The organism is Dysgonomonas termitidis (genome assembly GCF_042654545.1).
Classification (GTDB): domain Bacteria; phylum Bacteroidota; class Bacteroidia; order Bacteroidales; family Dysgonomonadaceae; genus Dysgonomonas; species Dysgonomonas termitidis.
This window is the reverse complement of record NZ_JBHSGN010000100.1, coordinates 53,825-68,780: the sequence shown is the minus strand read 5'-3', so window position 1 is coordinate 68,780 and position 14,956 is coordinate 53,825. Positions and strand designations below refer to the sequence as shown.

14 protein-coding genes are annotated in these 14,956 nt (G+C 40.1%); 12 read left to right on the top strand and 2 right to left on the bottom strand.

Going from position 1 to position 14,956, the window contains the following annotated elements; translation table 11 throughout:
* Together ACFO6W_RS17240 and ACFO6W_RS17235 are read left to right on the top strand one after the other, a co-directional pair.
* On the top strand, nucleotides 1-297 hold a 297-nt coding region (locus ACFO6W_RS17240; RefSeq protein ID WP_379998670.1), incomplete at its 5' end, for a glycosylhydrolase-like jelly roll fold domain-containing protein.
* Nucleotides 298-545: 248 nt separating this feature from the next.
* Entirely contained in the window at nucleotides 546-788 is a 243-nt protein-coding gene (locus ACFO6W_RS17235) for a hypothetical protein (protein ID WP_379998668.1), read from the top strand.
* Nucleotides 789-799: 11 nt separating this feature from the next.
* Here ACFO6W_RS17235 and ACFO6W_RS17230 read toward each other — a convergent pair whose 3' ends face one another.
* Nucleotides 800-1,255, bottom strand: coding sequence for a hypothetical protein (locus ACFO6W_RS17230; protein ID WP_379998666.1), 456 nt, complete (start codon nucleotides 1,253-1,255; stop codon nucleotides 800-802).
* Between the two features lie 58 nt (nucleotides 1,256-1,313).
* Entirely contained in the window at nucleotides 1,314-2,078 is a 765-nt protein-coding gene (locus tag ACFO6W_RS17225; protein WP_379998664.1) for a tRNA threonylcarbamoyladenosine dehydratase, read from the bottom strand.
* Between the two features lie 135 nt (nucleotides 2,079-2,213).
* Between ACFO6W_RS17225 and purD the strand changes: the two genes are divergently transcribed.
* From purD to ACFO6W_RS17175, 10 genes are all read left to right on the top strand, one after another.
* Entirely contained in the window at nucleotides 2,214-3,485 is a 1,272-nt protein-coding gene (gene purD, locus ACFO6W_RS17220; protein WP_379998662.1) for a phosphoribosylamine--glycine ligase, read from the top strand.
* On the top strand, nucleotides 3,486-4,496 hold the full coding sequence (locus ACFO6W_RS17215; RefSeq protein WP_379998660.1) for a hypothetical protein: 1,011 nt from the start codon (nucleotides 3,486-3,488) through the stop codon (nucleotides 4,494-4,496). It begins immediately after the preceding gene.
* A gap of 88 nt (nucleotides 4,497-4,584) precedes the next feature.
* Nucleotides 4,585-5,055 (top strand): DUF4251 domain-containing protein, encoded by a 471-nt coding sequence (locus ACFO6W_RS17210; RefSeq protein ID WP_379998658.1) that lies wholly within the window; start codon nucleotides 4,585-4,587, stop codon nucleotides 5,053-5,055.
* A 124-nt stretch (nucleotides 5,056-5,179) separates the two neighbouring features.
* A complete protein-coding gene (gene lpxD, locus ACFO6W_RS17205) occupies nucleotides 5,180-6,220 on the top strand; it encodes a UDP-3-O-(3-hydroxymyristoyl)glucosamine N-acyltransferase (protein WP_379998679.1) in 1,041 nt (346 codons plus the stop codon).
* Nucleotides 6,221-6,240: 20 nt separating this feature from the next.
* Entirely contained in the window at nucleotides 6,241-7,626 is a 1,386-nt protein-coding gene (locus ACFO6W_RS17200) for a bifunctional UDP-3-O-[3-hydroxymyristoyl] N-acetylglucosamine deacetylase/3-hydroxyacyl-ACP dehydratase (RefSeq protein ID WP_379998656.1), read from the top strand.
* Nucleotides 7,627-7,728: 102 nt separating this feature from the next.
* Nucleotides 7,729-8,514, top strand: coding sequence for an acyl-ACP--UDP-N-acetylglucosamine O-acyltransferase (lpxA, locus tag ACFO6W_RS17195; protein WP_379998654.1), 786 nt, complete (start codon nucleotides 7,729-7,731; stop codon nucleotides 8,512-8,514).
* 151 nt (nucleotides 8,515-8,665) lie between these two features.
* Nucleotides 8,666-9,358, top strand: a complete 693-nt coding sequence (locus ACFO6W_RS17190; RefSeq protein WP_379998677.1) for an FkbM family methyltransferase — start codon at nucleotides 8,666-8,668, stop codon at nucleotides 9,356-9,358.
* An 88-nt stretch (nucleotides 9,359-9,446) separates the two neighbouring features.
* Nucleotides 9,447-11,252, top strand: a complete 1,806-nt coding sequence (typA, locus tag ACFO6W_RS17185) for a translational GTPase TypA (RefSeq protein ID WP_379998652.1) — start codon at nucleotides 9,447-9,449, stop codon at nucleotides 11,250-11,252.
* 669 nt (nucleotides 11,253-11,921) lie between these two features.
* Nucleotides 11,922-14,213, top strand: a complete 2,292-nt coding sequence (locus tag ACFO6W_RS17180; protein ID WP_379998649.1) for an alpha-L-rhamnosidase-related protein — start codon at nucleotides 11,922-11,924, stop codon at nucleotides 14,211-14,213.
* A 65-nt stretch (nucleotides 14,214-14,278) separates the two neighbouring features.
* Nucleotides 14,279-14,782 (top strand): pyridoxamine 5'-phosphate oxidase family protein, encoded by a 504-nt coding sequence (locus ACFO6W_RS17175; RefSeq protein ID WP_379998647.1) that lies wholly within the window; start codon nucleotides 14,279-14,281, stop codon nucleotides 14,780-14,782.
* Nucleotides 14,783-14,956 lie beyond the last annotated feature (174 nt).

The window sequence follows — 14,956 nt, the reverse complement described above, 5'->3', positions numbered from 1 at the left end:
TACCTTGATCTTGGAGAAGTCAATAAGATGGCTAAAGTATGGGTGAACGGCCAATATGTAGGTGGTACATGGACAATGCCGTACAGAGTAAATATATCTTCTGCATTGAAACAAGGGAAAAATACTCTCTGTATAGATGTTGTCAACACATGGGTTAACAGGATGATAGGAGATAAAACCTTACCAAAAGAAAAGCGGGAAACCTGGGCGGGAATAAATGATTACCAACCTGATTCACCTCTACAGAAATCTGGATTGATGGGACCTGTCACATTAGAATATGTGCCTAATTATTAAATAGCAATGAAGAAATTGATTGTTTTTTTAATTCTTATATCTTACCTAGGGGTATTTTCGAATATTTATTAACGCTTAGGAACGCTCTCCCGGCTATCCTCAACGTTCCGGGATTATAGATATTAGGAGTAATTTCGCAAATCCGCCGAAAGGATACGGAGAAGTTCCTTTCTTTTGGTGGATGGTCAACCAATACAGAACAGCTAACCAAAGCAGTATTTGCTAATTACGCTTCCGGACAAAATCTGTTGAGCCTTCATGGTTTTTACTATAGCGCAATGGGAGGCTGGTGGGAATGGGCTCCTCCATGCAATCATTTCCATGAGCCATACTGGGAGGAGATGAAGCCATTTTTAGAATGTACAGAACGATTGAGTTATATCCTTTCGCAAGGCTACCATTGTGTAGACGTTGCTGTGTTATATCCGGTCGAACCGGTTATTGCAGGCTACGGAGATAGCGGAAGGCTGACAGCTCCTTCCTATAGATAAAGTTTTTTCAATTAATCGTTCTGATACGGGATATTTTTGTATTCGCATATTTCCACTATTTTAGCTTTGGTGGCCAGTACATCTTCATACCGGAGTGTAACAAGGTCGAGCCTTCTTTGTTTTTTCTCCCCGTTTATCAGAAAAACGATATAGCTCATACCGATATTTACACGGCTTACGCTGGTCCAGTCAATAGTCGCTTTACTTTGTTTGGGTAAAGCGGATGTAATGGAACCGGTATCAATCCTGAGAACCGCACCCTTTAGCCATACAGTATTACTTAAAATTAATATAGCCGCCAGTATAAACCCGGCGGTAGCGCAAAAGAACAACAGTCCGAATCTGCTTGCGATTCCTTCTGTAACTGTAAAATACAACGTAAAAACAGCCAGGTATGCACCCGTTATTATATTTGCTGTCTTTTTGGTTGAGGATATTTCTTCGTAGTTGATATTCAGTTCGTTCATAATTCTTATATTGTTTAATTTATTAATACAAAAATGCAAAATAAAACTGAAGACAGCTTTAATCTCTGCAAATATCTTTTATTATCAATCCGGCCAGCGTAAACCCGAATATAGCAGTTATGTGTGCCAATGTACCATTTGTCTGTGCTTTTACACTGGGGTTATCCTGTTTGAGGAGTTGAGAACTTTTCGATTCGTCATTCTCATATTTCAGCCCTTTGTTATCGAGAACCTCATCACTATAAACACACATTACTTTTTTAGAAGGTTTTCCACTTTGTTTCATCTTCCGTCGGATAGCGGCAGCCAAGGGGCAGCCCTTCACTTTCCAGAATTCATCCGTTTTTATGCGGGAAGGGTCCATTTTCAGAGCGGCTCCCATCGATGAAAAGACTTTAGCTCTGGTACGGGTGGCGGTCAGTATTAAGTTTACTTTGTGTTTGAGGCTGTCTATGGCGTCGATAATATAATCATAGCTTTCAAGATCGAAGGAGGGCGAAGTTTCCTCGCTGTACACTCCCGCGATTGTAGTTATTTCAGCATCGGGATTTATGTCGAGCAGGCGGGCTTTCAGTACGTCAACTTTTCTTAGCCCTACGGTTTTGGTCGTGGCCATTAGCTGGCGGTTGATATTCGTTTCACAGACAAAATCCGAATCTACTATCGTAAGGTGCTTTACCCCTGTGCGTATGAGACTTTCGGCACACCAGCTACCGACCCCGCCTATTCCGAATAATATAATCCGGATATCGGCAATCCGGCCCATCAATGTGTCGCCGAGCAGTAATTCGGCCCTTTTAAATATCCCTTTTTCCTCTTGCATATATCTTAGCTACTAGTTTTTCCTTAATTTTTCAGCGTGCAAATTTACAATAATTATTTCTGATTATTCTGTTAAGAAAATAATCATGTATCTTTGCAGTCCAAAGTTTTGAGATACCACTTATTAATAACAACTATGAACATTTTATTGTTAGGGAGCGGAGGACGCGAAAATGCACTTGCATGGAAGATAATACAAAGTACAAAAGTCGACAATCTGTATGTAGCACCCGGTAATGCGGGCACACATCTGATTGCAAAAAATGTAGATATGTCTGTTACCGATTTTCCGGCAATAAAGAAGTTTGTGTTGGGTAATAATATCGATATGGTTGTCGTAGGGCCGGAAGAACCTTTGGTACGCGGGATCTATGATTACTTCGTAAGCGATGCCGCGATCAGGCATATCCCTGTAATCGGCCCTTCGGAAGAAGGCGCTAAACTGGAAGGCAGCAAGGACTTCGGAAAGCAGTTTATGATGCGTCACAATATCCCTACTGCCCGCTACCGGAGTTTTACACTGGAGCAGCTCGATGAAGCTTATTCTTTCTTGGAAGAACTGGAGGCTCCTTACGTGCTGAAAGCTGACGGACTGGCCGCCGGTAAAGGTGTGCTTATCCTCAATGATTTGGGTGAAGCTAAGAAGGAACTGAAAAAAATGCTTGGAGGTATGTTCGGTGAGGCCAGTAAAACGGTCGTTATCGAAGAATTCCTGTCGGGTATAGAATGTTCGGTATTTGTCCTTACAGATGGCGATTCATACAAGATACTCCCTGTGGCTAAAGATTACAAACGTATTGGAGAAGGAGACACCGGATTGAATACGGGCGGCATGGGTGCAGTCTCTCCTGTTTCTTTTGCCGACGATGTTTTTATGAAGAAGGTTGAAGAACGTATTGTCATCCCTACAGTTGAGGGATTGAAGAAAGATAATATTGTCTATAAAGGCTTTATTTTCCTCGGATTGATAGAGGTAAAAGGCGAGCCGATGGTCATAGAGTACAATGTGCGTATGGGAGATCCTGAAACGGAGGCCGTGATGTTACGCGTCAAATCGGATTTTGTATCATTACTGGAAGGTGTGGCCACAAAGACCCTTGGAGAAAAAACAATGGAGATAGACAATCGTTATGCTGTCACTGTTATGCTTGTTTCGGGCGGATATCCCGGAGATTATGAGAAGAATAAAGAAATGACAGGATTGGACTCTGTTCCGGATAGCATCCTCTTTCATGCAGGAACGAAATTAGCAGGTGATAAAGTGCTGACCAGCGGCGGACGGGTTATTGCCATCAGTTCATATGGAGATACGAAAGACGAAGCATTGGCTAAGTCATACAAGAATGCGGAGAAAGTAGTTTTCGATAAAAAATATTATAGAAAAGATATAGGCTTTGACTTAAAATAAATGGCGGCAATACCCAAATCATATAAAAAAAGTGTTACAGAGGGGAATGGGATGCTTATTATTTCCATTGTGTTTGCTGTTATTATTCGTCTTGTCTATTTCCTGTATTTCGATTTTACCCATAGCAGGCCGGTAAATGGCTATCTGTGGAAGCCTTTATTATACATCTTCAACGATGGATTGGTTTCATTGCTATGCAGTAGTTTGGTTGTTGGAAGTATGGCTGTTCTGGCTACACATATAAATACAACGCATTTGTTTATCCGGAGAAAGACGATATTGTTGCCGGCTGTTATCATATTATTATTCAGTTGCCATCCTCAGTTTATGCAGATGTCGGCCGAATATATCAGTACCATGCTTTTTCTGGTTATAATATTTATATTATTTACTGCATATAACAGTCCCGACAAACAGATATTCTCTTTCAAGACAAGTTTTATCCTTGCTTTAGGCAGCATGTTTATTCCTGCTTTACTAGTCTACCTGCCTGTTTTGTGGCTCGCTTTGGTAATGATGAGGTGTTTTAATTTTAAATCATTGCTGGCATCGCTGTTAGGAATGTTTTTATTATATTTTCCGGCATTTTCCTATTATTTTCTGACCGACAGCCTGGATATATTCCTTGCACCTTTTACATCTGTGAGTGCGGAGCAACTGGCCGGTTTTCCATTTTATCAATTAAATATCGGGGACTGGATTATTTTAGGTTCCTCTACCATACTGCTGGTCATAATTGTGAGTGATAATTATATCAACCGCCATAAGGACAAGATCAGGACGCGGGCTTATCTGAGCTTATTGAGCTTTATAACGGTATTCTCCATATTGGCCTTCCTGTTCTTGAATATTGATTTTGTCATATATCAGTTTATCGCTTTACTAACCGGGGCCTTTTTACTTTCACATTTCTTTGCCCTGGTAGAGAAAAGAGGAGGTGTAATCCTGTTTTATATCTCGATGATTTTTTATATCCTCGCGTGTGTTTTTCTTTTTTATCTTTATAAATAAAACATTTATAATATTTTATACGTTTCTATTTAATAAGTTGGATATGCCAATTGGAATAGAAAATATATACAAATAAAGGGATTCTAATATGAAAACACTCGTAGCAACTGTACTGATTGCATTATTTATGATTGGTTGTAAACCTGGCGAAAGCCTGTCGAAGCAGGAAACCATTTTGCAGATTACGGATAAAATTGAAAATCAGGATTATACATTTATTCCTACCACGGCCTTACCCTCATCGGGTAAATCTATAAACCTTGGCTACTCGTACTCTTTAAATGTTTCCAAAGATACCGTAAACTCATATTTACCTTATTTCGGACGGGCATATGTGGCTCCAATGTCGACAGACGAAGGAGGGATAAAATTTGTCTCCGCAGATTTTGAATATACGTTGACCAAAGGTAAGAAAGATATGTGGGAGGCCGTGATAAAACCGCAGGATAACGCGAAAAGATATACGCTTACATTACAAATAGGTAATACCGGATATGCGACTCTGACTGTGCAGGATACGAATAGGCAAACCATTAGTTTTTACGGAAAGATAGAATAAATATATAATATTTCACCTTCACCAACTGTTTTTTTAAGTATAAAAGTCATATATTTGGAAAATTATTATTTATTTCGCATCTCTTAAAGGGACGCCAAATACTTTTGAATATTTATTTATGCAAATATCCTTCACTGCAGAGCAAATTGCCACAGTATTAAACGGTACGATTGAAGGTGATTCTTCAGTTGTAGTTAATAATTTTTCCAGAATTGAAGAGGGTAAACCGGGGACACTGACATTTTTAGCGAATCCCAAATATACGCACTATATATATAGTACAAACGCCAGTATTGTTTTAGTAAACAATGACTTTGTGGCCGAACAGCCCGTCCGGGCAACTCTTATCCGGTGCTTTAACGCTTATGCCGCGCTGGCAATACTGTTGGATATGGTAGAAAAAACAAAACCCCAGAAGACAGGGATTGAGCCCATGTCATATATAGCTCCGGATGTTAAATATGGAGAGGATATATATGTGGGTGCTTTTGCTTATATAGCCGAAAACGTTAAAATAGGAGACAATACAAAGATATATCCCCAGGTTTACATTGGAGATAATGTGACTATCGGGGACAATACTATAATATATCCCGGCGTTAAAATATACCAGGGCTGTACTGTCGGCAATAATTGCATAATTCATGCAGGGGTTGTAATCGGCAGCGATGGCTTTGGGTTTGCTCCGGAAGATGGAGTCTATAAGAAAATTCCGCAAATGGGTATTGTTATCATCGAGGATGATGTTGAAATAGGAGCGAATACGACTATCGACCGTGCCGTTATGGACGCCACTATCATACACAGGGGCGTTAAACTGGATAACCTTATACAGATAGCTCACAATGTAGAAATAGGAGAAGATACGGTAATGGCTGCCCAGGTAGGAGTATCCGGATCTACGAAGGTAGGGAAGCATTGCGTATTTGGAGGGCAAGTCGGGCTTGGCGGCCATATCACTATCGGAGATAATGCCAGTATTGGAGCCCAGTCCGGTATAATAAGCAATATCGAAGCCGGTTCCAAGATTCTGGGATCTCCGGCTATCCCTGTCCGGAATTTCTTTAAATCGAGTGTCGTATTTCCTAAGCTGCCCGATATGTACCGTCAGCTGGCCCAGCTACAAAAGGATATAGAAGAGTTGAAATCTAACCTAAATAAATAAGAACCATTTATTAATTGATAATGAGCAAGCAATATACGCTAAAAGGCAGTTTTACTTTACAAGGAAAAGGTTTGCATACAGGACTACCAATCACGATAACATTTAATCCGGCTCCTGAAAACCATGGTTATAAAATAAAGAGAGTTGACTTGGAGAACCAACCTGTAATAGATGCTCTGGCTGAAAATGTTGGTAATACTCAACGTGGGACAGTACTCGTAAAAGACGGAGTGCAGATAAGTACCATAGAACATGCAATGGCGGCGCTATATGCTTTAAGAATAGATAATTGCCTTATTGAAGTAAATGCTCCTGAGTTCCCTATTCTGGATGGAAGTTCTATACAATATGTTCAGGAAATATACAGGGTAGGTACGGTAGAGCAATTGGAAGAAAGGGATTATTTTGTTGTTCGTCAGAAAATAGAAGTAGTGGATGAAGAAACAGGTTCAAAACTGACTTTGTTGCCGGACGACCGTTTTTGCATAAACTCATTCATCGAATTTGAATCGAAATATATACCAAATCAATCTGCGTCTCTTGATAATCTGGAAGATTTTACAAAAGAGATTGCAAGTGCCCGAACTTTTGTCTTTGTCCGCGAAGTACAGAAATTGCGTGATGCCGGATTGATAAAAGGTGGTGACCTGGATAATGCAATCGTTATTTACGAACGCCAGATATCCCAGCAAGATTTGGACAGCCTTGCCGATTTGTTAGGAGTACCGCATAAGAATGCATCGGAACTAGGTTATCTCAATAACAAGCAAATCCAGTATCCAAATGAACCGGCCAGACATAAACTCCTCGATATCATTGGGGATATGGCCCTGATAGGAAAACCGATCAAAGGACGGATTATAGCAACACGCCCGGGGCATAAAATAAATAACAAATTAGCACGTTTAGTTCGTAAACAAATTAAACTGAACGAAGTGCAACCTCTGGTATACGAGCCAAACAAAGAGCCTGTATTTGATATAAACAGAATAAAAGAGCTTTTGCCTCACCGTTATCCATTTTTAATGGTAGATAAAGTGATAGAAATTGGGCAAAAGTATATTGTCGGCATTAAGAATCTTAGTGTGAACGAGCAGTTCTTCCAAGGCCACTTTCCTCAGGAACCTGTTATGCCGGGAGTACTTCAAATCGAAGCTATGGCGCAGATAGGAGGATTGCTGGTACTTTCGCAGGTTGATGAACCGGAAAGATACTCAACCTATTTTCTGAAAATAGATAATGTTAAATTCAGAAGTAAAGCCGTACCGGGCGATACACTTATTTTCAGGTTAAATATGATGTCTGAAATCCGCAGAGGTATAGCTAATATGAAAGGATACGCCTTTATCGGGGATAAACTTGTCTCTGAAGCTGAGTTTACTGCGCAAATTGTAAAAAACAAATAAGTAAAATAAAGTATTTAATGCAACATTATTCGATCATAGTCGACTATGGCTGCTGCAGATACAAAAGTAATAAATAGGCTTAAGGCCTTAATTTAGTATATCATGTCAAATATATCTCATCAGGCATATGTACATCCTGAAGCAATACTGGGAGAGAATGTAGTAATAGAACCATTCGCTTTTGTTGATAAAAATGTTGAAATAGGGGATGGCACGCTTATCATGTCGGGTGCTAATATACGCTACGGAGCCCGTGTAGGAAAGAACTGCCGTATATTTCCGGGGGCTGTGATCGGAGGTCTTCCTCAGGACCTTAAATTTAGAGGAGAGGATAGTCTTGCTATTGTGGGAGATGATACCACAGTAAGAGAATGTGTTACCGTAAACCGGGGGACGGCATCGAAGGGATATACAAAAGTTGGCAGTAACTGTTTATTGATGGCATATAGCCATATTGCGCACGATTGTGTAATCAGTGATTATGTGATAGTCGGAAATGCGACACAACTGGCCGGAGAAGTAGAGGTAGATCATCATGCCATCCTGAGTGGCGGAACATTGGTGCATCAGTTTACACGCATAGGCGCTCATGTTATGATACAGGGTGGTACACGCTTGGGGAAAGATATCCCTCCGTATATTATTGCAGGGCGCGAACCTGTTTGCTATTCCGGTGTGAACCTGGTAGGTTTGAGAAGGAACGGGTATTCCAATGAGAAAATAAATGAAATACAGGAGATATACCGTATGATCTATCAGTCGGGTTTCAATTTCTCTGATGCCATAAGCAAGATAGAGAAAGAATTTGAAGAAACTCCTGAAATGAGACAGATTGTTGATTTTGTGAAAAACTCACCTCGCGGAATCGTCAGAGGGTATATGGGATAATAAACCTCTTTTCTTTGATCTTCAAAAAAGGCCTTGCGGATAAAGCCTTAGGTAATCCGGATAACATATGAAAAATAGCATAAAAAAAATAATCTTTCGCTGCCTGAGCCTTGAAAATTACTTACGCTTGCTGCAAAGATCTTTTTTTGTGATGTACAAACAGGGATTACTAAAGAATAAGAAAGAGTACGAATATCATTATTACATAAGGAATCTTATACATGAAGGGGATGTGGTGATAGACATAGGGGCTAACCTGGGCTATTACTCGATATTAATGTCTTCGTGGGTAGGAAAATCCGGAATGGTCTATTCGGTTGAGCCTATTGCCTTATACAATAAGATTTTCAATGAAAAAGCCCGCAAACGGAAGAATATCATTCTATATCCCTATGCATTAGGTAAAGAAGAAAAAGATGTGACGCTGGTTTGTTCGCCTAATGTCGGATATTTAAGGACGGGCTTGCCTCATGTCTATGACCCACAGAGAGACGGAGATATTCAAAATCAGGAATTTACATTCGATGCTAAGATGAAAATTCCTTCGGTTCTGTTTTCTTCTGTAGACAGGCTGGATTATATAAAATGCGATATCGAAGGTTTTGAATATGTCGTCTTGTCTGATATGGAAAGTATAATAGACAAGTTCAAGCCGGTTGTCCAGGTAGAAGTATGGGGCGAAAATGAGAAACCTGTAAAAGAACTGTTTGAAAATCTGGGATATATCCCCTGTAAATTGTATGACGGGCAGCTGACCTCAGACGAAGAGGTGCTGAAAGACTTATCTGGCGATTATCTGTTTATCCATGCAGAAAGCAGAGGATGCTCCGGAGTGCAGTCCTGAATATAGTACAAAATGCGCTTCTCTTTTAAGGCTGTTTTTGATTGTATATTATTAAAAAGTAGTACCTTTGCAGCCTCAAATCATATATATGCAAAATATTAGAAATATTGCGATTATCGCGCACGTAGACCACGGTAAGACTACCCTTGTAGATAAGATGCTTCTTGCCGGACAACTCTTCAGAGGGAATCAATCAACAGGAGAACTTATTCTCGATAATAATGATTTGGAACGTGAGCGAGGGATCACTATCCTGTCCAAGAACGTTTCCATCAATTATAAAGGAACAAAGATCAATATAATAGATACTCCCGGACACGCCGATTTCGGAGGCGAGGTAGAACGGGTATTGAATATGGCTGACGGCTGTTTACTATTAGTAGATGCGTTCGAGGGACCTATGCCACAAACGCGTTTTGTTTTACAGAAAGCCATCCAGATGGGGCTAAAACCTATTGTGGTTATCAATAAAGTAGACAAGCCTAATTGCCGTCCCGACGAAGTACATGAAATGGTTTTCGACCTTATGTTCAGCCTGGATGCCTCAGAGGAACAGTTGGATTTTCCGACCATATACGGTTCGGCAAAACAAGGCTGGATGTCGGAAGACTGGCGCAGACCTACCGAAGATATCACCCCGCTACTCGATGCCATTGTAAAGCATATTCCTGCTCCTGAAATATTGGAAGGTACTCCCCAAATGCTGATCACATCGCTCGATTATTCCAAATATGTGGGACGTATAGCCGTAGGCCGTGTTCATAGGGGCGAATTGAAGGAAAATATGGATGTTTCTCTTTGTAAGAGAGATGGGAGCATAATTAAGACGAAGATAAAGGAAATAAATACATTTGAAGGACTCGGCCGTACCAAAGTTCCGGGTGTTCAATGCGGAGATATATGTGCCCTTGTGGGAATCGAAGGTTTTGAAATTGGCGATTCAATTGCCAGTATAGAAAATCCCGAACCATTACCTACTATCGATATCGATGAACCTACTATGTCTATGCTTTTCACGATCAATGATTCGCCTTTCTTCGGAAAAGATGGTAAGTTCGTGACATCGCGCCATATACATGACCGCCTGATGAGAGAACTTGACCGTAATCTGGCATTGCGTGTAGAATCAACAGCGAATGCCGACAGTTGGCTGGTATTCGGTCGCGGTATTCTCCACTTGTCTATCCTGATAGAGACGATGCGTCGTGAGGGATATGAATTACAGGTAGGACAACCGAAAGTAATTATAAAGGAAATAAACGGTATTAAGCATGAACCGGTAGAAGAGCTGACAATCAACCTGCCGGAAGAATATTCCAGTAAGATTATTGATCTGGTAACACGTCGCCGGGGCGAATTAACAATGATGGGCAGTAAAAAAGACCGTGTGTATCTTGAATTTACTATACCCTCGAGAGGAATAATCGGATTAAACAATACCGCTCTTACATTATCTGCCGGAGAAGCTGTTATAGCACATCGTTTTCTTGAATTCCAGCCTTGGAAAGGCGATATAGAAAAACGTGCGAACGGTTCCATAATCGCCAGTGAATCGGGTAATGCTTTTGCCTATGCTATAGATAAACTGCAAGACAGGGGACGTTTCTTTGTGGAGCCCCAGACGGATATTTATATGGGACAAATTGTAGGAGAACACAATAAAGACGGGGACCTGGTTGTGAATCTTACCAAGTCTAAGAAATTAACCAATGTACGCGCATCGGGTACAGATGATAAGGTACGTTTGGCTCCGGCTATTATCTTTAGCCTGGAAGACGCATTGGAATATATAAAAGAAGATGAATATGTGGAGGTCACCCCTAATTCTATCCGTTTGCGGAAGATATATCTCGATGAAAATGATCGTAAGCGTATGTCCAAAAACAGTAACTAAGGCATTCCTTGATGCTATAAAATAGATCTATATATGAATCCCTCCGCTATAGTTATATTGCGGGGGGATTTTTATTTCCGGTCTACAAAGGCCTTGGCAGATGGAATGTTAATTTTTTTAGAATTTTTTGGATTTTAATTTTGTTGTCTGCTCAAAAGGTAGTAATTTAGATGTACAAATGAAATTGCCCAATTATACTTTAGATTAAGTCTTATGGATGTAATAACAGAAGAATTAATAAGAATACCAAAGAGAAATACTTCCAGGAATAAAAACATCATAGATATAGTGATGAGTTCTGTATAAGAAGAACCTCAAAGAAATGAATATTTTTATTATCAGCATGGTATTTTACGGATATACCCTAAGATATCAGAGGTTGGGAGATATAAATAATATGCCCGCTTCTCGTATTCCTGATATCACACATAATTAACTAAAGTCACTGCCTGTTACCTATTGCTTCAATAAATATGCCTCAATCACAAAAATTCAAAAAATCTACAAAATTGATAAATAAATTTATACAAGTGTATAATCAATTAAAGAGACAAAGCCTGCTAACCAGGCTTAAATAATAACATGAATTGATCTCCGTTGCTCTATATTAATGCCCTTAGATAGATTTCCGGAGACTTAATTGGTAAATTCTTCACTAATTTATGGAACATGAAAAAAACTATTAACATCTTTTTATTAATTACTTGTTATTTAATTAGCCTGCAAATTACAAATGCCCAATCCAAATGGATAACATCGCCGGAAGAAAAAGTAAACGAGTCGAATACCTGGATTGCTTATCGCAAAGATATATCCATTGATAGAACACCTTCCAGAGCCATAGCCAAAATTGCTGTCGATAGTAAATACTGGCTTTGGATTAATGGAGAGATGGTTATTTTTGAAGGAGGCCTTAAACGTGGTCCTAATCCGAGAGATACATACTATGATGAAGTAAATATAGCCCCATTCCTTAAAAAAGGTGAGAATAAAATAGCCATTCTTTTATGGTATTTTGGCAAAGAGGGGTTCTCTCATAAGAGTAGTGGTAAAGCCGGACTCATTTTCGATGCAAAACTAGATGCTCAGGATCTGGTAAGCGATGCCTCATGGTTATGTAAAATACATCCTGCCTATGGGAATAGTGGAGAGCCTTTGCCAAATTACCGCCTGCCGGAGTCGAATATCCGTTTCGATGCCCGTGAAGATATTGGTAACTGGCAAACGGCCGATTGCCGAAGCTTATATGGCTTTGGAAATGCTGTCGAAGCAGGTAAGTGGGGTGATGCTCCCTGGAATAGTCTGGTGAAAAGGCCGATCCCGTTCTGGAAGGATTTCGGTATTAAGAAAGCCGTTAAATTGCAACGGATAAAAGGTGCAATAAATGATACTATTGTAGCTACTCTCCCTTACAATATGCAGATGACCCCTATCATCAATGTCTCAGACAAAGACGGAGGCAATTTGATTTCAATTTTTACCGATCATACGGAGGCTGGTGGAGATATAAACCTGAGAGCTGAATATATAACAAAGAAAGGGGATCAGAACTATGAATCTTTGGGTTGGCTCAATGGACAGAGAATATATCTTATTGTGCCCCCCGGAGTGAAAGTTGACGGCATAAAATACAGGGAAACCGGTTATAATACAAATGTGGAAGGCGAATTCTCATGTAGTGATACTTTCTATATGCGATTTTGGGACAAAGCTCTACGCACCCTCTATATAAATATGCGGGATACATATTTCGATTGCCCCGACAGGGAACGTGCCCAGTGGTGGGGCGACGTGGTAGTGCTTATGGGTGAAAGTTTTTATACCTATTCGACATCCACGCATTTGTTGATGAGGAAGGCTGTAAAGGAGCTTGCTGCCTGGCAGAAAGATGATGGAACTCTTTTCTCTCCTGTTCCGTCCGGAAATTTCGACAGCGAGCTTCCCGGACAAATGCTGGCAAGTATAGGATATTATGGTTTCTGGAAATATTATATAAATACCGGAGACAAAGAAACAATAAAAGAGGTTTATCCTGCCGTAAAGAAATATCTTTCCTTGTGGACGCTGGATAATAGCGGGTTAACAGCTTTTCGATCGGGAGGCTGGACATGGGGGGACTGGGGAGACAACAGAGATATCCGGCTTATATTTGCAGGGTGGCATTACCTTGCTCTGAAGGGTGCTGCCCTGATGGCCGACGAATTGGGAAATACAGATGATGCGAAGGAATACAGGGCTATTATGAATAGAGTAAGGATGGGGTATAATTCATGTTGGAATGGTGTAGCTTACCAGCATCCCGAATATCGAGGAAGTATTGATGACCGCGTACAGGCATTGGCTGTCATATCCGGTATTGCAGATAAAACTAAATATCCGGACATCATAAAGCTCCTTAATACACAGTTCCATGCCAGCCCTTATATGGAGAAATATGTAATGGAGGCCCTGTTTATAATGGGAGAAGGCAAGTATGCATTAGAGAGGACGAAAGGACGTTTCTCATATATGGTAAATAACAGGGCATACACTACTCTGTTTGAAGGCTGGGATGAAGGTGGCTTTGGCGGTGGTAGTGTTAATCATGCATGGAGTGGAGGAGCCCTGACTGTGCTGGCCCAGTATCTTTGTGGTGTTTATCCTTTAGAGCCGGCATATAAAGTTTTTAAAATAGAACCAGATCCGGCATCATACCCCGATGCGTCTATTACAATACCTTCGGTAGCAGGTAAAATAAAATCCGGGTTTGTTAGCACTAACGATGGACTATTGTTGAAGTTTTATGTGCCTCAGGGAACTCAGGCAATAGTCTATTTACCGGAAAGCCGGGATAAAACAATAACAATCAATGGCAAGAAACTTGCTTCCGGACAATATGAACCAAAGGATATTTATAAACATCAAACTAAGCATACATTGGCATTCCCTGCAGGCGATTACATTGTGTCCGTGAAGAATTAGGAATAAGGGGTTTTCCTCAAAGTATATTCTTCTTATCTTTACCTCAAAATAAAGTTTGAGACACTATGATGACGGTTACTGTTGAGGAACGCACCCTGATAAATGAAATTATTCTAAAGAATCAGATCTGTTATGTTGGTATGATAGATACCGATGGTATGCCATATATAATACCGATGAATTTCGGTTATCAGGATGATGTCATCTATTTACATTCGGCACAGGAAGGGAGCAGTATCAATTCGTTGGAGAAAAATCCGAATGTATGTATTACTTTCTGTACCGAACCGGTGCTCACATATCAGAACAGGGAAGTAGCATGCAGCTACAGGATGAAAGGTAGTAGTGTCATATGTCGTGGTCAGGTTGTTTTCGAATACGATTTCGAAGAAAAGATAAAAGCGTTGGATATCATTATGAAACAATATACCGAAAGGAAATTCACGTATTCCACGCCATCTATAAATAATGTTCGGGTTTGGAAGGTGGAAATTGATAGTGTTTCAACGAAAGTCTTTGGCGTACCACATCCGAATTCACGAAACTATAAGGATAAACCGGAGTTTTAGATCGTTTATATTCTGTTTTACTTTAATGAAGAATTATTAATTAAGTTAAATAAAGTTAATAAACAAAAGAAAAACACCAAAACATGTTTTATAACATAAAAATCAATTATCTTTGTACTGTGTTTTTCATGGTATTAGATTTAAGGTTAACAATGAAGATTGGTTGTCGGGATG